At 70.5% G+C, this 24,094-nt stretch carries 20 protein-coding genes; 10 read left to right on the top strand and 10 right to left on the bottom strand.

Annotated features, from left to right (window positions below):
- Positions 1-5 precede the first annotated feature (5 nt).
- Positions 6-2,834, bottom strand: a complete 2,829-nt coding sequence (polA, locus tag FHT26_RS05515) for a DNA polymerase I (RefSeq protein WP_168559140.1) — start codon at positions 2,832-2,834, stop codon at positions 6-8.
- 110 nt (positions 2,835-2,944) lie between these two features.
- On the opposite strand from polA, the gene FHT26_RS05510 reads away from it, so the two are divergent.
- The 5 genes from FHT26_RS05510 to FHT26_RS05490 are packed head-to-tail and all read left to right on the top strand — an operon-like array spanning position 2,945 to position 6,783.
- A complete protein-coding gene (locus FHT26_RS05510) occupies positions 2,945-3,811 on the top strand; it encodes a DNA ligase (RefSeq protein WP_246867718.1) in 867 nt (288 codons plus the stop codon).
- 58 nt (positions 3,812-3,869) lie between these two features.
- A complete protein-coding gene (locus FHT26_RS05505; RefSeq protein WP_168559139.1) occupies positions 3,870-4,208 on the top strand; it encodes a hypothetical protein in 339 nt (112 codons plus the stop codon).
- A 2-nt stretch (positions 4,209-4,210) separates the two neighbouring features.
- Complete coding sequence (locus FHT26_RS05500) at positions 4,211-5,170, top strand: homoserine kinase (RefSeq protein WP_168559138.1); 960 nt, start codon at positions 4,211-4,213, stop codon at positions 5,168-5,170.
- A gap of 36 nt (positions 5,171-5,206) precedes the next feature.
- Complete coding sequence (locus tag FHT26_RS05495; protein WP_168559137.1) at positions 5,207-6,016, top strand: BPSS1780 family membrane protein; 810 nt, start codon at positions 5,207-5,209, stop codon at positions 6,014-6,016.
- Entirely contained in the window at positions 6,013-6,783 is a 771-nt protein-coding gene (locus tag FHT26_RS05490; protein ID WP_168559136.1) for an SDR family oxidoreductase, read from the top strand. Before FHT26_RS05495 ends, FHT26_RS05490 begins: the two co-directional genes overlap by 4 nt.
- A gap of 535 nt (positions 6,784-7,318) precedes the next feature.
- On the opposite strand, the gene argH is transcribed toward FHT26_RS05490, so the two are convergent.
- Positions 7,319-8,725 carry an argininosuccinate lyase gene (argH, locus tag FHT26_RS05485; protein ID WP_168559135.1) on the bottom strand — a complete coding sequence of 469 codons (1,407 nt, stop codon included), beginning with the start codon at positions 8,723-8,725 and terminating at the stop codon, positions 7,319-7,321.
- 132 nt (positions 8,726-8,857) lie between these two features.
- Here argH and FHT26_RS29725 point away from each other — a divergent pair, with 132 nt between their 5' ends.
- The 3 genes from FHT26_RS29725 to FHT26_RS05475 are packed head-to-tail and all read left to right on the top strand — an operon-like array spanning position 8,858 to position 12,155.
- Complete coding sequence (locus FHT26_RS29725; protein ID WP_246867717.1) at positions 8,858-9,997, top strand: sensor histidine kinase; 1,140 nt, start codon at positions 8,858-8,860, stop codon at positions 9,995-9,997.
- Complete coding sequence (locus FHT26_RS29720) at positions 9,994-10,806, top strand: LytR/AlgR family response regulator transcription factor (protein ID WP_349238092.1); 813 nt, start codon at positions 9,994-9,996, stop codon at positions 10,804-10,806. The genes FHT26_RS29725 and FHT26_RS29720 overlap by 4 nt, the downstream gene beginning before the upstream one ends.
- Entirely contained in the window at positions 10,803-12,155 is a 1,353-nt protein-coding gene (locus tag FHT26_RS05475) for a hypothetical protein (RefSeq protein WP_168559134.1), read from the top strand. Before FHT26_RS29720 ends, FHT26_RS05475 begins: the two co-directional genes overlap by 4 nt.
- A gap of 13 nt (positions 12,156-12,168) precedes the next feature.
- Here the strand turns inward: FHT26_RS05475 and FHT26_RS05470 are convergent, their stop codons facing one another.
- From FHT26_RS05470 to FHT26_RS05460, 3 genes are all read right to left on the bottom strand, one after another.
- On the bottom strand, positions 12,169-13,011 hold the full coding sequence (locus FHT26_RS05470) for a dioxygenase family protein (RefSeq protein WP_168559133.1): 843 nt from the start codon (positions 13,009-13,011) through the stop codon (positions 12,169-12,171).
- Positions 13,012-13,086: 75 nt separating this feature from the next.
- Positions 13,087-13,311 carry a tautomerase family protein gene (locus FHT26_RS05465; RefSeq protein ID WP_168559132.1) on the bottom strand — a complete coding sequence of 75 codons (225 nt, stop codon included), beginning with the start codon at positions 13,309-13,311 and terminating at the stop codon, positions 13,087-13,089.
- A gap of 6 nt (positions 13,312-13,317) precedes the next feature.
- Positions 13,318-14,031, bottom strand: a complete 714-nt coding sequence (locus tag FHT26_RS05460; RefSeq protein ID WP_168559131.1) for an SDR family NAD(P)-dependent oxidoreductase — start codon at positions 14,029-14,031, stop codon at positions 13,318-13,320.
- A gap of 135 nt (positions 14,032-14,166) precedes the next feature.
- Here FHT26_RS05460 and FHT26_RS05455 point away from each other — a divergent pair, with 135 nt between their 5' ends.
- The gene (locus tag FHT26_RS05455; RefSeq protein ID WP_168559130.1) at positions 14,167-15,114 is read left to right on the top strand and encodes a LysR family transcriptional regulator; all 948 of its coding nucleotides are present in this window, start codon (positions 14,167-14,169) and stop codon (positions 15,112-15,114) included.
- Positions 15,111-17,669: an ABC transporter permease gene (locus tag FHT26_RS05450; protein WP_168559129.1), complete on the top strand. Its 2,559-nt coding sequence runs from the start codon at positions 15,111-15,113 to the stop codon at positions 17,667-17,669. Before FHT26_RS05455 ends, FHT26_RS05450 begins: the two co-directional genes overlap by 4 nt.
- 93 nt (positions 17,670-17,762) lie before the next feature.
- On the opposite strand, the gene FHT26_RS30280 is transcribed toward FHT26_RS05450, so the two are convergent.
- The 5 genes from FHT26_RS30280 to FHT26_RS05425 form a co-directional block, all read right to left on the bottom strand.
- Entirely contained in the window at positions 17,763-19,313 is a 1,551-nt protein-coding gene (locus FHT26_RS30280; RefSeq protein ID WP_168559128.1) for a methyl-accepting chemotaxis protein, read from the bottom strand.
- Positions 19,314-19,330: 17 nt separating this feature from the next.
- Positions 19,331-19,849: a chemotaxis protein CheW gene (locus FHT26_RS05440; RefSeq protein WP_168559127.1), complete on the bottom strand. Its 519-nt coding sequence runs from the start codon at positions 19,847-19,849 to the stop codon at positions 19,331-19,333.
- A gap of 62 nt (positions 19,850-19,911) precedes the next feature.
- Positions 19,912-21,459 (bottom strand): methyl-accepting chemotaxis protein, encoded by a 1,548-nt coding sequence (locus FHT26_RS30275; protein WP_168559227.1) that lies wholly within the window; start codon positions 21,457-21,459, stop codon positions 19,912-19,914.
- A 77-nt stretch (positions 21,460-21,536) separates the two neighbouring features.
- Positions 21,537-23,471 (bottom strand): methyl-accepting chemotaxis protein, encoded by a 1,935-nt coding sequence (locus tag FHT26_RS30270; RefSeq protein ID WP_168559126.1) that lies wholly within the window; start codon positions 23,469-23,471, stop codon positions 21,537-21,539.
- Between the two features lie 45 nt (positions 23,472-23,516).
- Positions 23,517-24,032: a chemotaxis protein CheW gene (locus FHT26_RS05425; RefSeq protein ID WP_168559125.1), complete on the bottom strand. Its 516-nt coding sequence runs from the start codon at positions 24,030-24,032 to the stop codon at positions 23,517-23,519.
- Between the last annotated feature and the right edge of the window lie 62 nt (positions 24,033-24,094).

The raw sequence follows: 24,094 nt of genomic DNA, 5'->3' as shown, positions 1-24,094 counted from the left end.
CTTTTTCAATGCGCCTGGTCCCAGTTCCGCCCGATCCCCACCTCGGCCACCAGCGGCACCTTCAGCGTCGCCACGCCGGCCATCAGCCTCGGCACCTCGGCCTTCACCCAGTCGAGCTCGGTCTCCGGCACCTCGAGCACCAGTTCGTCGTGCACCTGCATCACCAGCTTCGTCGCGCGCTTGCCGGCCAGCAGCGCGTTCTGCACCGCGACCATCGCGAGCTTGATCAGGTCGGCCGCGGTGCCCTGCATCGGCGCGTTGATCGCCTGCCGCTCGGCGCCGGCGCGCCGCGGCCCGCTGCCGCCGTTGATCTCGGGCAGGTAGATGCGGCGGCCGAACAGCGTCTCGACGTAGCCCTTGTCCTTGGCCGATGCGCGCGTCTCGTCCATGTAGCGCTTGACGCTCGGGTAGCGCGCGAAGTAGCGCTCGATGTAGTTGGTCGCCGCGCTGCGCTCGATGCCCAGGCTCGACGCCAGCCCGAACGCGCCCATGCCGTAGATCAGCCCGAAGTTGATCGTCTTCGCATAGCGCCGCTGCTCGCTGGTGACCGCCGCCGGCTCGATGCCGAACACCTCGGCCGCGGTCGCGCGGTGCACGTCCATGCCTTCGGCGAAGGCCTTCAGCAGGCTCTCGTCGCCGCTGATGTCGGCCATGATGCGCAGTTCGATCTGCGAATAGTCGGCGCTCAGGATCACATGCCCCGGCGGCGCGATGAAGGCCTCGCGCACGCGCCGGCCCTCGGCGGTGCGGATCGGGATGTTCTGCAGGTTCGGGTCGGTGCTCGCGAGCCGCCCCGTCACCGCCACCGACTGCGCATAGTTGGTGTGCACGCGGTGCGTCTCGGGGTTCACCATCAGCGGCAGCTTGTCGGTGTAGGTGCCCTTCAGCTTCGCGAGGCTGCGGTGCTCCAGCAGCTTGGCCGGCAGCGGGTAGTCCTCGGCCAGCTTGTCCAGCACTTCCTCGTCGGTGCTCGGCGCGCCGCTCGCGGTCTTCTTGACGACCGGCAGCCCGAGCTTGGTGAACAGGATCTCGCCGATCTGCTTCGGCGAGCCCATGTTGAACGGCTGGCCCGCGAGCTCGTGCGCCTCCTGCTCGAGCGCCAGCATGCGCTCGCCCAGCTGCTGGCTCTGCGCCGACAGCACCAGCGCATCGATCAGCACGCCGTTGCGCTCGATCTGCTGCAGCGCGATCGCGGTCGGCATCTCGATGTCCTGGTAGACGCGGCGCAGCCCCTCCTCAGCCTGGATCTGCGGCCACAGCACCTGGTGCACCTGCAGCGTCATCTCGCTGTCTTCGCCGGAATAGCGCGCGGCACGTTCGATGTCGACCTGCCCGAACGGGATCTGGCTCGCCCCCTTGCCGCACAGGTCTTCGTAGCTCAGCCCCTTGCGGCCCAGGTGGCGCTCGGCGAGGCTTTCCAGGCTGTGCGGCCGGTGCGCTTCCAGCACGTAGCTTTGCAGCAGCGTGTCGTGAACGAAGCCGCGCGCGGTGACGCCGGCGTTCTGCAGCACGTGGATGTCGTACTTGATGTTCTGGCCGAGCTTCGGGGCCGCGGCGTCTTCGAGCCACGGGCGCAGCCGCGCCAGCACCTCGTCGACCGGCAGCTGCTCAGGCGCGCCGGCATAGCCGTGGCGCAGCGGCACGTAGGCCGCCTCGCCCGGCTGCACCGCGAACGAGATGCCGACCAGCTGCGCGCGCATCGGGTCGAGCGAATCGGTCTCGGTGTCGAGCGCGGCCAGCGGCGCGGCCCGCAGGCGCGCGATCCAGGCGTCGAGCGCGTCGAAGCTGGTGATGGTGTCGTAGCGGCCATCGGCGGGCGGCTCGGCCGGGGCCGCGGCGTCGGGCTCGTCCGGGGCGCCGTCGCCGAACAGGTCGGCAGTGCCGTTGTCGGCCGGCGGCTTGGGCGGCCTGGTCGCCTTGATCGGCGCCGGCGGCGGCGCGGCGACCGCGGCTTCGAGCTCGCGCTTCCAGCTCTTGAAACCATAACGGCCGTAGAAGTCGAGCAGCCCGGCGTCGTCGCTCGGCTTCAGCGCCAGTCCGGCCAGGTCGGGCCAGCCGGCGAGGTGCTCGGCCAGTTCGCAGTCGTCGCGCACCGTCACCAGCTTGCGGCCCATCGGCAGCCAGTCGAGCGCCTTGCGCAGGTTCTCGCCGGCCACGCCCTTGATGCCGGCGGCGGCGTCCATCACGCCCTGCAGCGAGCCGTATTCGGCGATCCACTTGGCGGCGGTCTTCGGGCCGACCTTCTCGACGCCCGGCACGTTGTCGACGGCGTCGCCCATCAGCGCCAGGTAGTCGACGATGCGGTCCGGCGGCACGCCGAACTTGGCCATCACGCCGGGCACGTCGAGCTTCTCGCTGCTCATCGTGTTGATCAGCGAGACCCGCTCGTTGACGAGCTGGGCCAGGTCCTTGTCGCCGGTGGAGATCACGACGCGGTGGCCGCGCTCGGCCGCCACCCGCGCCAGCGTGCCGATCACGTCGTCGGCCTCGACGCCGGGCACCATCAGCACCGGCCAGCCGAGCAGCTTCACCACCTCGTGGATCGGCTCGATCTGCTGTGCGAGCGGCTCCGGCATCGGCGCGCGCTGGGCCTTGTACTCCGGGTACCAGTCGTCGCGGAAGGTCTTGCCCTTCGCGTCGAACACGCAGGCGGCGTGGCCGGCCTTCACGTCGATCAGCGCGCGCTTGAGCATGGCCACCATGCCGTGCAGCGCGCCGGTCGGGAAGCCTTCGGCGCTGCGCAGGTCGGGCAGCGCGTGGTAGGCGCGGTAGAGGTAGCTGGAGCCGTCGACCAGCAGCAGCGTGCCGGCATCGTTGGGAAGGGTGTCGTCCATCGGGCGATTGTGGCGGATGGCGTGGGCGATGGAACTCGTCGCGCCCGCCGGTTACCCATGCAAGTGTCCTGTCGCCACCGTGGCAGCAGGGCGGAAAGACGAGGTTCCCCATGCCGCCACCCATTGGCCTGACCGTGCTGGTCATGTCCCTCCATGCTTGCAGTCCGCTGGCCACTGTCGCGCAGGCCGCGGCGGTTGTTCGAGGCAGCCCCTCGGTGATGCTGGCCCAGCCCTACCGAAGCGGCGCTCTCCAGCCGGCGCTGCACTGGGTCAGCGAGAAATACGACGGCGTGCGCGGCTACTGGGACGGCCAGCGCCTGCTGACGCGTCACGGCCACCCGATCCGCGTGCCGGCGTGGTTCACCTCCGGCTGGCCGCAGCGCGCGATGGACGGCGAGCTGTGGGCCGGCCGCGGCCGCTTCACCGCGGCGGCGTCGGCGGTGGCCGCCGAAGTGCCCGACGACGCCGCGTGGCGCCAGATGCGCTTCATGGTGTTCGACCTGCCCGACGAGCCGGCCGATTTCGACCACCGGCGCGAAGCGATCCTGCCGCTGGTGCGCACCGTCGGCACGCCGTGGATCGAGGCGGTGGTGCACGGCCGCGTGGCCGACGAGGCCGAGCTGCACCGGCTGATGCGCCGCGTGGTCGCGGTCAACGGCGAAGGCCTGGTGCTGCACCGCGGCGACGCGCTCTACCAGCGCAACCGCAGCGATGCGTTGCTGAAGCTGAAGCCGCAGGACGATGCCGAAGCCCGCGTCGTCGGCCACGAGCCGGGCGAGGGCAAGTACGCCGGGCTGGTCGGCGCGCTGCTGGTCGAGCTGCCCGACGGCCGGCGCCTGCGGCTCGGCAGCGGGCTGAAGGACGCCGACCGCCGCCGGCCGCCGCCGATCGGCGCCACCGTGACCTACCGTTACCGCGGGTTTCACGAGAGCGGGCTGCCGCGTTTCGCCACCTTCCTGCGGGTGCGGCCGGACTGAACAGGTCTTGACCCTGGGGGGGGCGCCGCAGGCGGCAGCGCTGCCTACAATGCGCCCCATGAAGCTGCTGCCCGCGCTGGCCTGCCTGGCCCTGACGTCCGCCTCCCTGGCGCTCCATGCCGAACCCGTGCCGGCCCCGAAGCCGATCCCCGCCCCGGTCGAGGACTTCGACACCGCCGAGCCTCAGGTCGATCGCCTGGTCCACGAAGACCAAGGCGCGCGCATCGAAGAACTCCGCGTGCGCGGCGAAACGAAGCGCATCGTCGTGAAGACCAAGGCCCCGCTGAAGGGCGAGTACGAGATCCTGCCGGACAACGCCGCCAAGGGCGTGCCGCAGGCGCCCAACGGCTCGCGCGGCGTTGCCGGCCAGCGCGTCTGGCAAGTTCTCGCCTTCTGACGATGGCTGTCTTCACCGAGGTCTCGTTCGAAACCGCCGCCGCGCTGGTGGCCCGCCTGCAGATCGGCGAGCTGACGACGCTGAAGGGCATCGCCGCCGGCATCGAGAACACCAACTACTTCGCCGACACCACGCAGGGCCGCTACGTGCTGACGGTGTTCGAGCGGCTGAGCTTCGAGCAGCTGCCGTTCTACCTGCACCTGATGAAGCACCTGGCGCGCCACGGCATCGCGGTGCCCGAACCGCAGGCCGATGCCGCCGGCGAGATCCTGCACCAGCTCGGCGGCAAGCCGGCGGCGGTGGTCGACCGCCTGCGCGGCAGCCACCAGCTCGCGCCCGACGAGCTGCACTGCCGCAGCGTCGGCGCCGCGCTCGCGCAGATGCACCTGGCCGGCGCTGATTTCGCGATGCAACAGCCCAACCTGCGCGGTCTCGCGTGGTGGACGGAGACGGTGCCGGTGGTGCTGCCCTTCCTGAGCGACGCGCAGCGCGAGCTGATCGAGACCGAGCTCGCGTTCCAGCAGCAGGTGGCGGTGTCGCCGGCGTATGCGGCGCTGCCGCGCGGGCCGATCCATGCCGACCTGTTCCGCGACAACGTGATGTTCGAGGGCCATGCCCTGACCGGCTTCTTCGACTTCTACTTCGCCGGCGTCGATGCGCTGCTGTTCGACATCGCGGTGTGCCTGAACGACTGGTGCATCGACCTCGACACCGGGCGGCTGGCCGAAGACCGCGCCCGCGCCTTCGTCGAGTCCTACGACGCGGTGCGGCCGCTCGGCTCCGGCGAGCGGCGGCTGATGCCGGCGCTGCTGCGCGCCGCGGCGCTGCGCTTCTGGATCTCCCGCCTGTGGGACCTGCACCTGCCGCGAGATGCGTCGGTGCTGCAGGCTCATGACCCCAGCCACTTCGAGCGCGTGCTGCGCCAGCGCGTCGAGAACGCCTGGCACCCGGCGATGGCTTAGCGCCGTCAACATCGTGCCCACGACCTCCCCGACCCGATGAAATTCCAGCATGTTCCCGCCAGCCGCGGCGCCCTGTGGGTGCGCCAGGGCCTGGCCGCCTTCGCGACGCGGCCGTTGGCCTTCTCGGGCCTGCTCGGCCTGTCGTTGTTCGCGAGCTTCGCGATCGCCTTCGTGCCGGTGCTCGGGCCCTTCCTGCTGCTCGGGATGTTCCCGCTGCTGTCGCTCGGCTTCATGATCGCGACGCGCATGACGCTGGCCGGCCAGGTGCCGCTGCCCACCGTCTTCATCGCGCCGCTGCGGGTCGACCGCGCGCGCCGGCGGGCACAGTTGTGGCTCTACGCCGGCTACGCGCTGGCGGCCTTCCTGATCTGGCTGCTGACCTACACCATCGCCGGCTCGCGCATCCTCGAGCTGCAGCAACTGCTGTACAGCGCCGGCACCACGCCGGAGATGATCGACGCCCGCCTGTCCGACGGCAGCCTGCAGCTCGGCATGCTGGTGCTGTTCGTGCTGAGTTCGGTGCTCAGCGTCGTCTGGTGGCATGCGCCGGGGCTGGTGCACTGGGGCGGCATGAGCGCGTCGAAGTCGCTGTTCTTCAGCCTGGTGGCCTGCTGGCGCAACCGCGGCGCGTTCGTCATCTACCTGCTCGTGTGGTTCGGCGTGGTGCTGGCGGCCGTCATCCTGGTGAGCCTCGTGTCGACGCTGCTCGGCCAGGTCGAGGTTGGCAAGGTGCTGATGCTGCCGTTGTGGCTGGTGGTCATGAGCGCCTTCTACGCATCGCTGTTCTTCACTTTCGCCGACAGCTTCGAGCTGCCGTCGACGGACACCGGGAGTCCTCCGCCATGAACGCCTTCGCCGCCTCCTCTTCGAAGATCGCCCTCGTCACCGGCGCCGGCACCGGCATCGGCCGCGCCTGTGCGCTGGCGCTGTTGCGCGAAGGCTGGGGTGTCGTGCTGGCCGGCCGGCGTGCCGAGCCGCTGCAGGAGACGCTGGCGCAGGCCGGCGAGCGGGCCGCGAACGCGCTGGCGGTGCCCACCGATGTCGGCGATCCGGCGTCGGTGGCGGCCTTGTTCGCGGCGACCCGCGAGCGCTTCGGCCGGCTCGACCTGCTGTTCAACAACGCTGGCGCCGGCACGCCGGCCGTGCCGCTCGAAGACCTGACGTACGAGCAGTGGAAGGCAGTGGTCGACGTGAACCTGACCGGCGCCTTCCTGTGCACGCAGCAGGCCTTCCGGATGATGAAGGCGCAGGCGCCGCAGGGTGGTCGCATCGTCAACAACGGCTCGATCTCGGCGCACGCGCCGCGGCCGTTCTCGGCGCCGTACACGGCGACCAAGCATGCGATCAGCGGGCTGACCAAGGCGAGCTCGCTGGACGGCCGGCCGTTCAACATCGCGGTCGGCCAGATCGACATCGGCAACGCCGCCACCGACATGACCGAGCGCATGACGCGCGGCGTTCCGCAGGCCAACGGCAGCACGATGGTCGAGCCGCGGATGGACGTGCAGCATGTGGCGGATGCCCTGCTGCACATGGCGAGCTTGCCGCTCGAAGCCAATGTGCTCAGCATGACGGTGATGGCGACGCAGATGCCCTTTGTGGGACGGGGGTGAGCCTCATCCCGGCGGGGGACTCGCTGCGCGAGGGCTCCTCTGCGGAGTGAAGCTTCTTCACTGCGAGAGGCTGCTGCCGGGTCTCGCCCCGGCGGGCGAGTCACTTTCATTTGAGCCCAAATGAAAGTAACCAAAGCAAAGGGCTTTCAACCCGAACACCATACGGTTCGTTCTGCACGCTGCGGACAACACGGCCACGCCGCTAGACCTCCACCTTGGTTGGGATTGTTGTGCGTTCTTCCCGTCCAGCTCGCTGCGCATCGCCTGGACCCCGGATTGGTATTCGGGCTACGGCTACGGCAACCCGAAGCGGGGCGTGTGAGGAAAAAGGAAGGGCAACAATCCCAAGCAAGGTGGGAGAGCAGCGGCGTGGCCGTGTTGTCCGCAGCGAGCAGAACGAACCGTAGGGTGTGTGTTGAGGCGCTTTGCTTTGGTTACTTTCATTTGAGCCAGCAAATGAAAGTGACTCGCCCGCCGGGGCGAGACCCGGCAATGCCACGCAGTGAACCAAACCTCGCCCGCAGCGAAGAGAGCCTCACGCAGTGAAGGGAAGCCTCTTCCGGTGCCGCGCCAACTGCGCCCGCACCTGGTCCGGCGCAGTCCCTCCCAGCACATTGCGTGCGTTCAGCGAGCCGCGCAAGCTCAGAACGTCGAACACGTCGTCCGCGATCGCCGCATGGAAGCCCTGCAGCACATCCAGCGGCAGGTCGCTCAGGTCGCGCTCTTCGGTCAGCGCGAACTTCACCGCATGCGCCACCACCTCGTGCGCATCGCGGAACGGCACGCCCTTCTTGACCAGGTAGTCGGCCAGGTCGGTCGCGGTCGCATACCCCTTCAGCGCCGCACGCTCCATCGCCTCGGGCTTCACGACGATGCCGGCCACCATCTCGGCCATGATGCGCAGCGTGTCGCGCACCGTGTCGACGGTGTCGAACAGCGGTTCCTTGTCTTCCTGGTTGTCCTTGTTGTAGGTCAGCGGCTGGCCCTTCATCAGCGTCAGCAGGCCCATCAGGTGGCCGACCACGCGGCCGCTCTTGCCGCGCGCCAGTTCGGCGACGTCGGGGTTGCGCTTCTGCGGCATGATCGACGAGCCGGTGCAGTAACGGTCGGCCAGGTTGATGAAGCCGAAGTTCTGGCTCATCCACAGCACGATCTCTTCGGCCAGCCGCGACACATGCATCATCGTGATGCTCGCGAACGACGCGAACTCGATCGCGAAGTCGCGGTCGCTGACCGCGTCGAGGCTGTTCTGGCACACGCCGTCGAAGCCCAGCGTCTTCGCGACGCGCTCGCGGTCCAGCGGATAGCTGGTGCCGGCCAGCGCGGCCGCCCCCAGCGGCAGCAGGTTCACCCGCTTGCGCACGTCGGCCAGGCGCTCGGCGTCGCGCGCGAACATCTCCACATAGGCCAGCAGGTGGTGCGCGAAGCTCACCGGCTGCGCCACCTGCATGTGCGTGAAGCCCGGCAGGATGGTCTCGACATGCCGCTCGGCCACGCCGACCAGCGCCTGCTGCATCGCCGCCAGCAGCGGCAGCAGCCCGTCGATCTCGTCGCGCAGCCACAGCCGCACGTCGGTCGCGACCTGGTCGTTGCGCGAGCGGCCGGTGTGCAGCCGCTTGCCGGCGTCGCCGACCAGCTGCGTCAGCCGCGCCTCGACATTCAGGTGCACGTCTTCCAGGTCGAGCTTCCAGTCGAACGCGCCGGATTCGATCTCCTGCGTGATCTGCGCCATGCCGCGCCGGATGTCGGCCAGGTCCTGCGCCGCGATCACCGACTGCGCCGCCAGCATCTCGGCATGCGCCAGGCTGCCGGCGATGTCGGCCTTCCACAGGCGCTTGTCGAAGGTCACGCTCGAGGTGTAGCGCTTGACCAGGTCGCTCATCGGCTCGGAGAACAGGGCCGACCAGGCTTCGGATTTCTTGTCGAGTTGATTGGCGGACATCGTCGGGGCGCTCGGGACGGGGCGTCGTGTAACGCTTGGTAGGCTCGGTTGCCGGGCGCCGCCAGTTGGCGACAATGCGCTGGTGGCCGCAGGCACCGGGGGAGCCCGGGATTCTATTCGGCCCCAGCTGCCATGCCCGAACCCCACGCGACCACCTCTGCCTTCGCCCCCACGCCCAGCCGCCCGGCGCCGCTGTGGCCCGACTCCACCCGCTCCGGCGACCCGCACGAGCGCGGCAGCAGCATCTTCAATTCCACCAACTTCGGCGCGGTGCCGCTCGCGCGCCAGCCGCTCGGGCCGGTGTCGGCCTTCGACGTCTGCCACGTCGGCGTCGTGCTGCGCGCGTTGTTCTTCGTGCATGCCGTCGTCGCGATCGGCGTCAGCTTTGCCGTGGCCACGCTGGCAGCCTGGCTGAACCTGCTCGCGCAGGGCGCCGGCATCGCGCTGCCGGCGGTGCTGCTGTGGCTGGTGTCGGCGTGCCTGCTGAAGCGCTGGCTCGCCAGGCTGCCGGCGGCCGGCCAATGGGTCGCCGCGGCCGCCCTCGGCGGCCTGAGCGGCGGGTTCGGCTGGGGGCTGCTGGTGGCGGTCGACATCCGGCTGCAGGAGACGATGCACCCGGTGGCGCCGGTGCTGGCCGGCGCCGCGCTGGCGACCGCGCTGTTCTACTGGCTGACGCTGCGGGCCCGCGCCCGGCTGCCGGCCGACACCGCGGCCCGGCTGGCCGAGCTTCAATCGCGCATCCGCCCGCACTTCCTGTTCAACACCCTCAACACCGCGATCGCGCTGGCGCGGCTCGACCCGGCCCGCACCGAGCACCTGCTCGAAGACCTGGCCGAGCTGTTCCGCGTGGCGCTGAGCGCGAGCGACGAATCGGTCAGCCTGGCCGAAGAGGTCGCGCTCGCGCAGCGCTACCTGGCGATCGAGCAGATCCGCTTCGGCGACCGGCTGCAGCTCAGCTGGGACCTCGACGAAGACGCCGGCGCCGCGCGCGTGCCGCCGCTGCTGCTGCAGCCGCTGGTCGAGAACGCGGTGCGCCACGGCGTCGAGCCGTCGCCCGACGGCGGCGTCATCCGCATCCGCACCCGCGTCAAGCGCGCGCATGCGGTGGTCAGCATCGCGAACACCGTGCCGCGCTCCGGTTCGCGCCCCGGCAACGGCATGGCGCTGCGCAATGTGCGCGAGCGCCTGAAGCTGATGCACGATGTCGCCGCGCAGTTCGAGACCCAGCTCGAGCGCGATGTGTTCCGCGTCCAGATCGTGGTGCCGCTGTGAGCCTGGACTCTCCCTCCGCCGTGCCCGCGCTGCGCGTGCTGCTGGTCGACGACGAGCCGCTCGCGCGGCTGCGCCTGCGCGGCCTGGTCGGCGAGTGCGCCGAGCCGCGCGCCGAGGTGGTCGGCGAGGCCGGCAGCGCCCAGCAGGCGCTCGACTGGCTGGCCACGAACGACTGCGACCTGCTGCTGCTCGACATCCACATGCCCGGCCCCGACGGGCGCCAGCTGGCGGCGCAGCTGCGGCGCCGCAGCGACCCGCCGGCCATCGTGTTCGTCACCGCGCATGCCGAACATGCGCTGCAGGCCTTCGAGCTCGACGCCGCCGACTACCTGACCAAGCCGGTGCGTCGCGAGCGGCTGCAGGCGGCGCTGCAGCGTGTCGCGCAGCGCCTGAGCCTGCAGGCCTCGCGGGCCGCGCCGGCTGCGGCGCCGGCCGTGCCGGACGACGAGCCGGTGATCCTCGTGAACGACCTGGGCCGCAAGCTGCGCGTGCCGGTCTCGGAAGTGCTGTACCTGAAAGCGGAGTTGAAGTACGTGACCCTGCGAACCGCCACCCACACCCATGTGCTCGACGACGCACTGACCGACCTGGAGCAGCGCCTGGGCGATCGCTTCCTGCGCATCCACCGCAACGCGCTGGTCGCGCGCCGGGCGCTGCGCGCGCTGGAGCGGCGCACGCTGCCGGGCGAAGACGGCGAAGAGGCGACCGAAGGCTGGGTGGTGCGCGTCGCGCCGGTCGACGACTGGCTGGTCGTGTCGCGCCGCCAGGTCGCGGCCGTCAAGGAAGCCATCGCCGAGGGCGGGGTATGACGCCGCCGAGCAATGCGACGCGCGCGACGGTCGGTTCTGCGGTCGTCGTGCTGCTGCTGGCGCTGGTCTGGCAAGGCACGCCGGACGCGCCGGTGCCGCATGCCGCGGTCGTGGCCGAGGCGGTCGAACCCGCCGTCTCCGCGCCGGCGATCCCGATGCCCGGCCCGCCGCTGATGGACGGCTTCGCCGCGGTCTACGGCGAGGCCGCGTCGGCCGCCGCCGCAGCCGCCAGCGCGCCGCTCGCGGCCGACGAGATCGAGGTCTGCGGCATCGGCCGCGTGAAGGCCAAGGGTGGCCAGCCGCTCGACCGGACCTTCTTCGCGACGGCCGGCGACGCCGCCCACCAGCGCGTGGTGGCGGCGCTGGCGCAGCAGCCGGACGAACTGGCGCGTGCCGCCGCGCTGCTGCTGCAACGCGACGAGGGCCCGTCGCATGCCAACGCGCCGCAGGCCTGCGAAGGCGCCGACTGCGCCGCGCCGGCCGAGCCGCAGGAATCCGACCCGCAGCGCCAGGCGCGCGCCGGCGCCAACGCCACGCAGCGCGACGCGCTTGCACAGATGGCCGTCGCGACCCGCTCGCCGGCCGTCTACACGCTGGCCTGGCGCGCGTGCCGGGCGAACCCCGGCGGGGCCTGCCAGATGCTGTCGACCCGCCAGCTCGCAACGCTCGACCCGACGAATGCCGACGCCTGGCTGGAGGTCGCCTCCGAAGCCGACCAGCGTGGCGAGACCGGCCTCGTCGACGAAGCCCTGTACCGCGCGTCGAAGGCCAGCACGGTCGACCTGCGCTGGGGCCAGGTCAGCGCGCTCGCGCTGCGCAGCCTGCCGCCGGGCACGCCGGCCATCGAACGCCGCGCGGTGATGGAGCGCGCGGCCGGCATCGAGTCGGCGCTGGCGATGCCGGGGCTGAAGACACTGATGCAGCACTGCGATGCGACCGCGGTGCGCGACGGCAACCGCCTGCAGGTGTGCGCCGACCTGGCCGAGCTGATGTCGAAGCGCTCGACCTCGCTGCTCGACATGGCCATCGGCCAGGCGCTGGGGGCGCGCGTCGGCTGGCCGTCGGAGCGGCTGCAGGCGCTGCGCCAGGAGCGCGATGCAATGGTGCAGGCGATGAAGCCGATGGCGATCGCGACCGGCTCCGAATGGTCGTGCGCGCAGATCGAGCGCGAGACCCGGTGGACGCTCGACCGCGGCCAGTTCGGCGAGATCGGCGCGGCGCGCATGCTGATCGCCCGCACCGGGCAGAACGTTGCCGCGCTGGCGAAACAGTACAACGACGACCGCGCCGCTGCGTCGGCCCGCGCGGCGAGCAGCCCGGCCTCGGGCGTCGTCGCGCTCGCGCCCTGAGGCGCAGGGCCGGTCAGGCGGCGAGCTGCTGCTTCAGCAACTCGGCCGACGGCCCGAACGCATAGGCGTCCATCCCCAGGCAGCCGTAGGTCACCGCGTCGTGCAGCCGCTGCGGCGCATGCGCGCGGCCGCCGACGCCGGCCGCCACGTACCACGGCAACAGGTGCTCGTCGGTCGGGTGCATGTCGACCGCCGACGGGGCCTGCCGGCGGTAGTCGAACAGCGCGTCCCAGTCGGTGGCCGCGCTGCGTTCGAGCATCCAGCGCCGGAAGCCCGCACTCTCGGCCACCTCGACGGCATCGACCGCCGGGCGGCCGCCGCTGAAGATGCGGCGCAGGTTGTGCGTGATGCTGCCGCTGCCCATCACCAGCACGCCTTCGTCGGCCAGCGAGGCCAGCAGTTCGCCGAGCGTGAACTGTTGCGCCGGCGGCAGGTTCGGCACCCACGCGAGCGGCAGCACCGGGATGTCGGCCTGCGGTCGCATGAAGCGCAGCATGCTCCAGATGCCGTGGTCCAGGCCGCCTTCGTCGCTGTGGTGCACCGGCAGGCCGGCCGCGCGCAGCCGGGCCTCGACCTGCGTCGCCAGTTCGGGGGCGCCGGGCGGGTTGTACTGCAGCTGGTACAGCGCATCGGGGAAGCCGCCGAAGTCGTGCACCGCCTGGTGCGTGGCCGCGCCGAGCAGCACCGGCTCGCGCGCGACGCTGTGCGCCGACACCGCGAGGATGGCCTTCGGCCGCGGGTGGTGGGCGTCGAGCGCCGCGCCCAGGCGCTGCAGGAACGGGCCGGTGCTGCCGGGTTCCAGCGCCAGCATCGGCGAGCCGTGGGACAGGAAGATCGCGGGCAGGGTGGTGTTCATGCCCAAAATTACAGCACCCTGCGCGCCCGGCGCCGTTCGGCGGATTTGCACGCAGGGTTCACCACGGTTGCTGGCCTACACCGGCTTGCCGCGAGTCTTCGCCTCGTCCCGGCGTCGTTCGGTGACGGTGCGCCCTGCCACGCCCCAGTTGTCGGTCTCCACCTCGTCGATGATCACGAAGGTCGTCGCTGGGTCCTTGCCCAGCACGCGGACCATCATCTCGGTGGCGTCGGCGATCAACTGCTGCTTCTGCTGCGGCGTGACGCCTTCACGGGTGACTTCGATGCGGATGAACGGCATCGCGGTTCACCAGTGGCCGGCGGACTGCCCGCCGTCGACGTGCAGGATCTCGCCCGTCACGAACGTCGCCTTCTCGAGGAACAGCACCGCGTCGACGACGTCGCTGATCTCGCCCATGCGGCCCACCGGGTGCAGGCCGCTCAGCGCGGCATGGTGCTCCGGCGGGTGCATCGGCGTCTTGATGATGCCGGGTGACACCGCGTTGACGCGGATGCCGCGCGCCGCGTACTCGATCGCGAGCGCCCGCGTCGCGGCGTTCAGCCCGCCCTTGGTGATCGACGCCAGCACCGCCGGCACACCGTTGATCGGCTGGTCGACGATGCTGGTCGTGATCTGCACGATGTGGCCCGAGCCCTGCGCTTCCATGCGCTGCACCGCGCGCTGCGTCACGTGGAAGAAGCCGGCCAGGTTGGTCGCGATGTTGGCCGACCAGTCGTCCGCGGTGAACTGCGTGAACGGCTTCGCGGTGAAGATGCCGGCGTTGTTGACCAGCGTGTCGAGGCGGCCGAAACGGTCGACGCCGTCGCGGAACAGGCGCTCGGCGGTCGCCGGGTCGGCGATGTCGCCGGCGACCGCGAGGATGCCGGGGTCGTCGCTCGCGCGGATCGAGCGCGAGTTGGCGACCACGCGCCAGCCGGCCTCGCGGTAGGCCTTGACCAGTGCGGCGCCGATGCCGCTGGATGCGCCGGTGATGACGGCGACGTGGGGTTCGGGTTTCATGGTGACGGGATTCCTCGGACGTTGAAGGGAAAGAACAGGCCTTCACTCTAGGAACCGGGCACCTTCCGATAAAGACGGTTCGCTTAACATCTGGCGCTACACCGTGTAATCAATGCGGCCGCTGGGTGCGATGACATGAAACGGCAGTTCGACGACGTGATGCTGGGCAGCATCGAGCTGTTCTGCCTCGCGGCCGAGCACCAGGGGTTCACCGCCGCCGCGGCGATCGCCGGCGTGACGCCGGCCGCGGTCAGCCGCTCGATCGGCCGGCTCGAAGAGCGGCTCGGCGTGCGGCTCTTCGTGCGGACGACGCGCCAGATCCGGCTGACCGATGCGGGGCGTTCCTACTTCGAGCGATGCCGCGCCGCACTCGACCAGCTGGTCGATGCCGAGCGCGAGGCCGGCGGCCAGCAGGCACGCGCCTCCGGCCTGCTGCGCATCAGCGTGCCGACGACCTACGGGCACCACCGGCTGCTGCCGATGCTGCCGGCGTTCCTGCAGGCCCATCCGGACGTGAAGCTCGAGCTGCACGTCAGCAACCGCAACATCGATTTCGGCGACGAAGGTTTCGATCTCGCGATCCGCGTGCGCGCGCCCGACGACTCGACGCTGATCTGCCGGCACCTGGAAGACGCGGAGCTGGTGCTCGTCGCGTCGCCCGGCTACCTCGCGCGAAACGGTACGCCATCGACGCTGGCCGAGCTGGCCGAACACGACTGCATCCAGTTCGAACTGCCGAGCACCGGGCGCCCGATCCCGTGGCTGTTCCGCGAGGACGGGCGGGACGTCGAGCGGCTCACCGCCGGCCGCACCACCTGCGCCGACGACGTGCTGGCCGGCGTGACGCTCGCGCGCCATGGCGCGGGGGTCTTCCAGGCCTACCGCTTCGTCGTCGACGCCGACCTGACCGCCGGCCGCTTGACCGAGCTGCTCGCACCGTACGGCGGACGCTCGCGGCCGTACAACCTGCTGTACCCGCATGCGCGGCATGTCCCGCTGAAAGTGCGGGCCTTCGTCGACCACTTGCTCGCGCACAAGCGCCAATGGGACCATGCGGTCCCGCTCCGAAAGATTGCCCGATGACGTCCGCTCCTTCGCCTGCCGCCGCCCGCCCCGCCTCGGCCTGGACCCTCGCGTGGCGGCAGGCCGCGCGCGACTTCCGTGCCGGCGAGCTGCGGCTGCTGCTGGTCGCGGTGATGCTCGCGGTGGCGGCGCTCAGCGCGGTCGGCTTCTTCGCCGACCGGCTGAACGCAGGCCTCGCGCGCGACGCCCGCCAGATGTTGGGCGGCGATGCGATCGTCGCGAGCGACCAGCCGGCACCGGCCGACATCGCCGAACGCGCCCGCGGCCTCGGGCTGGCGCTCGCGCAGACCGCCACCTTCCCGAGCATGGGCCGCGCGCCCGACGACAAGGGCGGCGCGTCGCGGCTGGTGGCCGTCAAGAGCGTGACCAGCGGCTACCCGCTGCGCGGCCGGCTGACGCTTTCCGACACGCCCGGCGGCGCGCAGCGCAGCGTCGCCAGCGCGCCGGCCGCCGGCACCGTGTGGGTCGATGCCGGCGTGCTCGATGCGCTGCAGCTGAAGGTCGGCGATGCGCTGCTGCTCGGCGATGCCCGTCTGCGCATCGCATCGGTCATCGTGATCGAGCCCGACCGCGGCGCCGGCTTCATCAGCTTCGCGCCGCGCGTGATGCTGAACGAGGCCGACCTGCCCGCCACCGGGCTCGTGCAGCCGGCGAGCCGCGTCACCTACCGGCTCGCGGTGGCGGCCCCCGACGGCCGCGAGGCTGCGCTGCGCGAGTTCGTCGGCTGGACCGAGGCGCAGGTCAAGGCGCGCCAGTTGCGCGGCATGCGCATCGAATCGCTCGAGACCGGCCGCCCCGAGATGCGCCAGACGCTGGACCGCGCGCAGAAGTTCCTGAACCTGGTCGCGCTGCTGGCCGCGTTGCTGGCGGCCGTCGCGGTCGGCATCGCGGCGCGCGACTTCGCCGACCGCCACCTCGACGACTGCGCGATGCTGCGCGTGCTCGGCCAGCCGCAGCGCACGATCGCGGCGCAGTACCTGCTGGAGTTCGGCATCGTCGGCGTGCTGGCCAGCGTGGCCGGCGTGCTGCTCGGCTTCGCGGTGCACTACGTGTTCGTCTGGCTGCTGGCCGGCCTGGTCGACAGCGCGCTGCCGGCGGCGAGCGCGTGGCCGGCGCTGTTCGGCATCGGCGTCGGCTTCACGCTGCTGATGGGCTTCGGGCTGCCGCCGGTGCTGCAGCTGGCCCAGGTGCCGCCGCTGCGCGTGATCCGCCGCGATGTCGGCGCGCTGAAGCCGGCGTCGATCGCGGTGTTGGCCGCCGGCGCGATCGGGTTCGCGGCGCTGCTGCTCGCGGTGTCGTCCGACCTGACGCTCGGGCTGATCGCGGTCGGCGGCTTTGCCGGCGCGATCGCGGTGTTCGCGGCGCTGTCGTGGATCGCGGTGCAGCTGCTGCGCCGCGCGGTGCCCGAATCGCGCGCGCCGCGCTGGCTGGTGCTGGCGACGCGGCAGATCGCCGCGCGCCCGGCCTTCGCGGTGCTGCAGGTGTCGGCGCTCAGCGTCGGGCTGCTGGCGCTGATGCTGCTGGTGCTGCTGCGCACCGACCTGATCTCCAGCTGGCGCGCGGCGACGCCGGCCGATGCGCCGAACCGCTTCGTGATCAACATCCAGCCGGAGCAGGCCGACGCCTTCCAGGCGCGGCTCAAGGCCGCCGGCGTCGCGCGCTACGACTGGTTCCCGATGATCCGCGGCCGGCTGGTCGCGGTGAACGGCAAGCCGACCAGCGCCGACGACCTGCAGGAAGAGCGCGCCAAGCGCCTGCTCGACCGCGAGTTCAACCTGAGCCACGACGCGACGCTGCCGGAGCACAACACCGTGACGGCCGGCCGCTGGACGCCCGACGAGGCCGGCGGCCTGAGTGTCGAAGAGGGGTTGGCCGAGACGCTGCACCTGAAGCTCGGCGACACGTTGCGCTTCGACATCGCCGGCATCGCGGCCGAAGGCCGCATCACCAGCCTGCGCAAGGTCGACTGGGGCTCGATGCGGGCCAACTTCTTCGTGATGTTCCCGAGCGCGCAGATGCCCGACCTGCCGGCCACCTACCTGACGGCCTTCCGCGCGCCGGTGACGCCGGGTTTCGACAACGCGCTGAGCCGCGAATTCCCGAACATCACCGCGGTCGACGTGTCGGCCTCGCTCGGCCAGGTCCAGCAGGTGCTCGACCAGGTGATCCGCGCGGTGGAGTTCCTGTTCGGCTTCACGCTGGCGGCCGGCCTGGTGGTGCTGTTCGCCGCGGTGACGGCCACGCGCGAGGCGCGCGCCCGCGAGTTCGCGGTGATGCGTGCGCTCGGCGCGAGCGCGCGGCTGCTCGGCCAGGTGCAACGCGCCGAGCTGCTGGGTGTCGGCGCGCTGGCCGGCTTCCTCGCGTCGGTGGCGGCGGTGGCGGTCGGTTGGGCGCTCGCGAAGTACGTGTTCCAGTTCAGCTGGAACGCGTCGCCCTGGGTGCCGCTCGGCGGCAGCCTGGCCGGCGCGTTGCTCGCGCTGGCGGCCGGCTGGTGGGGTTTGCGCGAGGTGGTGTCGCGCCCGGTGATCGAGACGCTGCGCCGCGCCGCGGAGTGAGGCGCCACCCCGCTCGGGCTGAGCTTGTCGAAGCCTGGGTGCGATGCGAGCCGGCCCTTCGACAGGCTCAGGGCAAACGGTTGTCAGGCGGCCTCAGGCGAGCCGGAACGCCGACACCGCGCCGGCCAGCACGCGCGCCTGGTCCTTCAGGCTCTCGGCCGCCGCGGCACTCTCTTCGACGAGCGCCGAATTCTGCTGCGTCATCTGGTCGAGCTGGGTCACCGCGGCGTTGACGCTGCCGATGCCGTCGCTCTGTTCGGACGACGCGGCGGTGATCTCGCCGATGATGTCCGAGACGCGCTGCACCGAGCCGACGATCTCGCCCATCGTCTTGCCCGCATCGGCCACCAGGCGCGAGCCGGCATCGACGCGGTCGACGCTCGCACCGATCAGCCCCTTGATCTCTTTGGCCGCCTGCGCGCTGCGCTGCGCCAGGCTGCGCACTTCGCTCGCGACGACCGCGAAGCCGCGGCCCTGCTCGCCGGCACGCGCCGCCTCGACCGCCGCGTTCAGTGCGAGGATGTTGGTCTGGAACGCGATGCCGTCGATCACGCCGACGATGTCGTTGATCTTCTTCGAGCTGGCGTTGATCTCGTCCATCGTCGAGACCACCTGCGAGACCACCGCGCCGCCGCGCGCGGCGACCTCGGCGGCCGACGCGGCCAGCTGGTTCGCCTGCAGCGCCGAATCGGCGCTCTGCTTGACGGTGCCGGTCAGTTGCACCATCGACGACGCGGCCTGCTGCAGGTTGCTCGCGGTCTGTTCGGTGCGCACGCTCAGGTCCTGGTTGCCGGTCGCGATCTCGGCACTGGCGGTCGCGATGTTGTCGGTCGATTGCTTGACCTGCGAGACCAGCGTGCGCAACGCGTTCTGCATGCCGTCCATCGCCTGCAGCAGCCGGCCGATCTCGTCGTCGCTGCGCGGCGCCGCCGCCTGCGATAGGTCGCCCTGCGCGATGCGCAGTGCCAGCTGGCTCGCATGCGCGATCGACGCATTGATGCTGCGCACCGTCAGCACCGTCAGCGGCAGCAGCACCGCGAGCGCCGCCAGCACGCCGCCGGCCAGCAGCGCCGACTGGGTGCCGATCGCGCGTTCGACCGCCGCCTGCCCGGCCGCCACGTGCTCGCGCGACGCATCGGACAGCACGCCCAGCGTCTTCTCGACCGCCTCGATGTTGTCCTTCAGCTGCCCCGCATAGGCGCCGGCCACTGCGCCGTCGATGGTCGCGCGTTCCAGCTGGTCGATCACCGGCAGCATGCCGTCGTGGTAGGCCTTCAACTGCTCGAGCGCCGCGGCGACGGTCTGGGCCTGTTCGGCGTCCAGCCGCTTGCCCAGGCCGTCCAGCCGAGCCAGCGTTTCGGCATGCGCCTTCGTCCACGAGGCCTTGTTGTCGGTGACCTCGTTGACGTTGTTGAAGTTGATGATCATCTCCTTCTCGAAGCGCCGCAGCCGGCCGAGCGCCGTACGCAGCTCGCCGATGTCCGAGGCCATGCCGAAGTCGTCGGCCACCAGCGTGCGCACCGTGCCGCGCGTGCCGTGCAGCGCGGCCCAGCCGATGCCGCCGATCAGGCCGAGCAGCAGCAGCGAGAAGCAGGTCGCGAAGTAGAGCCGCGAGCGGATCGAGAGGCGGGAGAGATAGCGCATGGGTCCGCGCCGCCGGGTCAGTGCGTGCTGTCGATCAGGCCCATCTCGGCGCTGGCCATCAGTTCCTCGATGTCCATCAGGATGAGCATGCGGTCGTTGACGCTGGAGATGCCGGTGATGAAGCTGGTGTCGACGGCGGAGGCCATCTCGGGGGCGGGCTTGATGGAGTCGCGCGAGAGTTCGAGCACGTCGCTGACGGAGTCGACGACGGCGCCGACGACGCGGCCGCGCACGTTGAGCACGATGACGACGGTGAAGCTGTTGTAGTCGTTGGAGTCGCAGCCGAGCTTCAGGCGCAGGTCGACGATGGGGACGATGACGCCGCGCAGGTTGACCACGCCCTTGATGAAGGCGGGGGCGTTGGCGATGCGGGTGGGGGCTTCGTAGGAGCGGATCTCCTGGACCTTCAGGATGTCGATGCCGTATTCCTCGGCGCCGAGGCGGAAGGTCAGGAACTCGCCACCGGACTGGGTGGCGGCGGAAGCGCGGGCGGCTTCGTGCCGGGCCACGTGGGAAGCTTCGTGGATCATGTCCATGGGGGAGTCCTGTGCAGAGCTGGTGAACGTTGGGGCTGGGCTGATGCGGTGCCCGTACCGGTCTATCGACCGGCCGCCGGCAAACTGAAGGTCGACACCACCGACGCCAGGCGCTGGGCCTGGTCGCGCAGGCTTTCGGCGGCGGCGGCGCTTTCCTCGACCAGCGCGGCGTTCTGCTGCGTCATCTGGTCGAGCTGGGTGACGGCGGTGTTGATCTGGCCGATGCCATCGCTCTGTTCGGACGACGCGGCGGTGATCTCGCCGATGATGTCCGAGACACGCTGCACCGAGCCGACGATCTCCTGCATCGTCTGGCCGGCGTCGGCCACCAGGCGCGAACCGGCGTCCACCCGCTCGACGCTGGCGCCGATCAGGCTCTTGATCTCCTTGGCCGCCTCGGCGCTGCGCTGGGCCAGGCTGCGCACCTCGCTCGCGACCACCGCGAAGCCGCGGCCCTGTTCGCCGGCACGGGCTGCTTCCACCGCGGCGTTCAGCGCCAGGATGTTGGTCTGGAACGCGATGCCGTCGATCGTGCCGATGATGTCGCTGATCTTCTTCGACGACGCATTGATCTCGTTCATCGTCGTGACGACCTGCGCGACGACCGAGCCGCCGCGCGCGGCGACTTCGGCCGCCGACGACGCCAGCTGGTTGGCCTGGCGGGCCGAATCGGCGCTCTGCCGGACGGTGCCGGTCAGCTGTTCCATCGACGACGCGGCCTGCTGCAGGTTGCTCGCGGTCTGTTCGGTGCGGGCGCTCAGGTCCTGGTTGCCGGTCGCGATCTCGGTGCTGGCGGTCGAGATGCTGTCGGTGCTCTGGCGCACCTGGCCGACCAGGCGGCCGAGCGATTCCTGCATCGCCTTCAGCGACTGCAGCAGCTCGGCGGCCTCGTCCTGGCCGTGCACCTGGATGTGCTGCGTCAGGTCGCCGGCACTGATGGCCTGGGCAATCCGCTGCGCCTGCGCGATCGGCTGGGTGACCGAGCGCGTCACGCGCCAGGCCAGCAGCGCGGCCAGCAGCATCGCGCCGACGCCGCCCAGGCCGAGCGCGAGCATGCCGACGAAGCCGGCGCGGTCCGCGCGCTCCTTGGTCGCGGTCATGCTGTCGCGCTGGCCCTGGACCAGCTTCTCGACGGTGTCGCTGTAGGCCTTGGCGGCCGGGAACAGCTTGTCCATCACCTCGGCGGTCACGTCCTCGCCGCCTTCCTTGCGCTTGAGCAGGCCGTTGCGCAGGCCCTGGTAGGCGTCGCGCTGCACGTTCACCGCCTCCAGCAGCCGCTTGTCGGCGTCGGAGGTCGCGACCTCCTGCATGCGCTTCAGGCGCTCGGTCTGCGTGGCCACGACCTCCTTCATCTCGGCGCGCACGCGGGTCTTGATCTGTTCGTCGTTCGCGAAGAACACCACCCAGTTGCGGGCGGTGTTGGCTTCGATCGCGCGGGCCCAGCGCTCCGACAGCGACAGCTTCTCGGCGTCGAGCGTGCCGAGTTCCTCCGACAGCGTGCGCATCGTCGAGATGCGGTCGAGGCCGAAACCGACGGCGGCGGCGCACAGCAGTGCGATCGAACCGAACCCGACCGCGAGACGCGGCCCCAGGCGCATGGCAGACAACATCACGAACTTCTCCTTCTTGTGAACCGCCTCCCGGGCGGCATGTCGATCGTTCGGAGGGCCGACCTGGCCGTGGTGGCTCAGGTCGGCTGGAGACGGAAACTGCCGACCGCCTGCGCGAGCCGGGCGGCCTGGTCCTTCAGGCTTTCGGCGGCGGCGGTGGACTGCTCGACCAGCGCGGCGTTCTGCTGCGTCATCTGGTCGAGCTGGGTGACGGACTGGTTGACCTGGCCGATGCCGTCGCTCTGTTCGGACGACGCGGCGGTGATCTCGCCGATGATGTCCGAGACACGCTGCACCGAGCCGACGATCTCGCTCATCGTCGTGCCGGCATCGGCGACCAGCCGCGAGCCGGCCTCGACGCGGTCGACGCTGGCGCCGATCAGCGCCTTGATCTCCTTGGCCGCCTCGGCGCTGCGTTGCGCGAGGCTGCGCACCTCGCTCGCGACGACCGCGAAGCCGCGGCCCTGCTCGCCGGCGCGGGCCGCTTCCACCGCGGCGTTCAGCGCCAGGATGTTGGTCTGGAAAGCGATGCCGTCGATCGTGCCGATGATGTCGGCGATCTTCTTCGAGCTGGCGTTGATCTCGTCCATCGTCGTGACGACCTGCGCGACGACCGAGCCGCCGCGCGCGGCGACCTCGGCGGCCGACGACGCGAGCTGGTTGGCTTGGCGGGCCGAGTCGGCGCTCTGCTTGACGGTGCCGGTGATCTGCTCCATCGACGACGCGGCGCGCTGCAGGTTGCTCGCGGTCTGCTCGGTGCGGGCGCTCAGGTCCTGGTTGCCGGTCGCGATCTCGACGCTCGCGGTCGTGATCGAATCGACCGAGCTGCGCACCGAGCCGATCATCTGCTGGAAGCGCTGGCGCATGCCTTCGACATTGCGGATCAGTTCGCCGATCTCGTCGCGCTGGTCGCTGTGGCAGGGCTGCGTCAGGTCGCCGGCGGCCAGCACCGTGACGGCGCGCGACAGGTCCTGCAGCGGCCGGCCGACCCAGCGGCGCATCATCAGGAACATCCCGCCGCCGAGCAGCAGCGCTGCGAGGCCGAGCAGCGTCGCGAACGGCACGATGGTGGCCCAGTGGGTCTTCATCGCCTCGCTGTCCGACACCTCGGACACCACCCACTGGTTGCCGGCCTTGGCCTTGCGCAGCACCGCCCAGTGGTCGTCGTGTTTCGTCTCCAGAATGGCGCCGCCGTCTTTCGCCCAGCCGCCGGGGGCGGCCTCCAGCCGCGCCAGCAGCGCCTTCGCGTCCGGGTAGGTCTCCAGCACCTTCTTGCCCTTGGCACTCGGGTGCACGACGAAGATCGCCTCGTCCGGCGACTTCTTCGGGTCGATCACGTAGACGCCGCCGCTGTCGAAGAAGCGGATGTTGCTCGCGAGCTTGTCGATCGCCGCCTGGAACGCGGTGGTGTCGAAGCCGATGTACAGGATGCCGATCACCTTGCCGCTCGCGTCCTTGATCGGCTCGTAGCGGGCCATGTAGGGCGTGCCGAACAGCACCGCGCGGCCGGTGTAGGTCTGGCCGGCCATCATCAGCGCATGCGCCGGATGGCTGCTGCCGAGCATCGTGCCGATCGCGCGCTCGCCGTTCTCCTTCTTCACCGAGGTGGTGACGCGCTGGAAATCGTCGCCCTTGCGGGCGAACACGGTGGCGGTGCCGCCGCTTTGCTGCGCGAATTCATCGACCTGCGCGAAGTTGCCGTTCAGCACCGTGTCGCCGACCTTCAGCGTGGTGCTCGCCTCGTCCAGCGTGAACGGCTGCTTGAACTCGTTCTTGAAGTTGACGAAGAACTTCTCGACCAGCACGCGCGAGGTCATGTCGAACGCGTCGATCGAATCGGCGACCGATTGCGTCTTGTCGGCGACCCAGGTGACGATGCGCTCGCGCGAGCGGTCGGCGGCGACCAGGCTCATCGTGGCGCAGATCGCGAACAGCACCACCGACAGGCTCAGCGCCCCGATGATGGAAACCTTGCGCGCGACCGAGCCGCGGCTGTGAAGCGCCGTGTTCATGAAAACCTTGGAGAGACCGGGAACGGGAAATCGGGGAAAGGGATGTCAGGGGCTGTCGATCAGGCCCATCTCGGCGCTGGCCATCAGTTCCTCGATGTCCATCAGGATGAGCATGCGGTCGTTGACGCTGGAGATGCCGGTGATGAAGCTGGTGTCGACGGCGGAGGCCATCTCGGGGGCGGGCTTGATGGAGTCGCGCGAGAGCTCGAGCACGTCGCTGACGGAGTCGACGACGGCGCCGACGACGCGGCCGCGCACGTTGAGCACGATGACGACGGTGAAGCTGTTGTAGTCGTTGGAGTCGCAGCCGAGCTTCAGGCGCAGGTCGACGATGGGGACGATGACGCCGCGCAGGTTGACCACGCCCTTGATGAAGGCGGGGGCGTTGGCGATTCGGGTGGGGGCTTCGTAGGAGCGGATCTCCTGGACCTTCAGGATGTCGATGCCGTATTCCTCGGCGCCGAGGCGGAAGGTCAGGAACTCGCCACCGGACTGGGTGGCGGCGGAAGCGCGGGCGGCTTCGTGCCGGGCCACGTGGGAAGCTTCGTGGATCATGTCCATGGTGGGGTCCTGTCAGGGTCGGAGGTCTGCGTTGCCGTCACTATCGGCAAGGGCGGGGCGAA

It is taken from the genome of Rhizobacter sp. SG703 (assembly GCF_012275445.1).
In the GTDB taxonomy this organism is placed as follows: domain Bacteria; phylum Pseudomonadota; class Gammaproteobacteria; order Burkholderiales; family Burkholderiaceae_C; genus Rhizobacter.
Note: the sequence above shows the minus strand (reverse complement) of the source record. Positions and strands in the feature narration are given on the sequence as shown.

Coding starts and splice junctions, on each gene's coding strand:
- FHT26_RS05490 (WP_168559136.1), top strand. CDS start 6,013: ATGAACGCCTTCGCCGCCTCCTCTTCGAAGATCGCCCTCGTCACCGGC.
- polA (WP_168559140.1), bottom strand. CDS start 2,834: ATGGACGACACCCTTCCCAACGATGCCGGCACGCTGCTGCTGGTCGAC.
- FHT26_RS30275 (WP_168559227.1), bottom strand. CDS start 21,459: ATGTTGTCTGCCATGCGCCTGGGGCCGCGTCTCGCGGTCGGGTTCGGT.
- FHT26_RS05505 (WP_168559139.1), top strand. CDS start 3,870: ATGAAGCTGCTGCCCGCGCTGGCCTGCCTGGCCCTGACGTCCGCCTCC.
- FHT26_RS05470 (WP_168559133.1), bottom strand. CDS start 13,011: ATGAACACCACCCTGCCCGCGATCTTCCTGTCCCACGGCTCGCCGATG.
- argH (WP_168559135.1), bottom strand. CDS start 8,725: ATGTCCGCCAATCAACTCGACAAGAAATCCGAAGCCTGGTCGGCCCTG.
- FHT26_RS05425 (WP_168559125.1), bottom strand. CDS start 24,032: ATGGACATGATCCACGAAGCTTCCCACGTGGCCCGGCACGAAGCCGCC.
- FHT26_RS29725 (WP_246867717.1), top strand. CDS start 8,858: ATGCCCGAACCCCACGCGACCACCTCTGCCTTCGCCCCCACGCCCAGC.
- FHT26_RS05440 (WP_168559127.1), bottom strand. CDS start 19,849: ATGGACATGATCCACGAAGCTTCCCACGTGGCCCGGCACGAAGCCGCC.
- FHT26_RS30280 (WP_168559128.1), bottom strand. CDS start 19,313: ATGCGCTATCTCTCCCGCCTCTCGATCCGCTCGCGGCTCTACTTCGCG.
- FHT26_RS05500 (WP_168559138.1), top strand. CDS start 4,211: ATGGCTGTCTTCACCGAGGTCTCGTTCGAAACCGCCGCCGCGCTGGTG.
- FHT26_RS05460 (WP_168559131.1), bottom strand. CDS start 14,031: ATGAAACCCGAACCCCACGTCGCCGTCATCACCGGCGCATCCAGCGGC.
- FHT26_RS05475 (WP_168559134.1), top strand. CDS start 10,803: ATGACGCCGCCGAGCAATGCGACGCGCGCGACGGTCGGTTCTGCGGTC.
- FHT26_RS05510 (WP_246867718.1), top strand. CDS start 2,945: ATGCCGCCACCCATTGGCCTGACCGTGCTGGTCATGTCCCTCCATGCT.
- FHT26_RS05495 (WP_168559137.1), top strand. CDS start 5,207: ATGAAATTCCAGCATGTTCCCGCCAGCCGCGGCGCCCTGTGGGTGCGC.
- FHT26_RS05450 (WP_168559129.1), top strand. CDS start 15,111: ATGACGTCCGCTCCTTCGCCTGCCGCCGCCCGCCCCGCCTCGGCCTGG.
- FHT26_RS30270 (WP_168559126.1), bottom strand. CDS start 23,471: ATGAACACGGCGCTTCACAGCCGCGGCTCGGTCGCGCGCAAGGTTTCC.
- FHT26_RS05455 (WP_168559130.1), top strand. CDS start 14,167: ATGAAACGGCAGTTCGACGACGTGATGCTGGGCAGCATCGAGCTGTTC.
- FHT26_RS05465 (WP_168559132.1), bottom strand. CDS start 13,311: ATGCCGTTCATCCGCATCGAAGTCACCCGTGAAGGCGTCACGCCGCAG.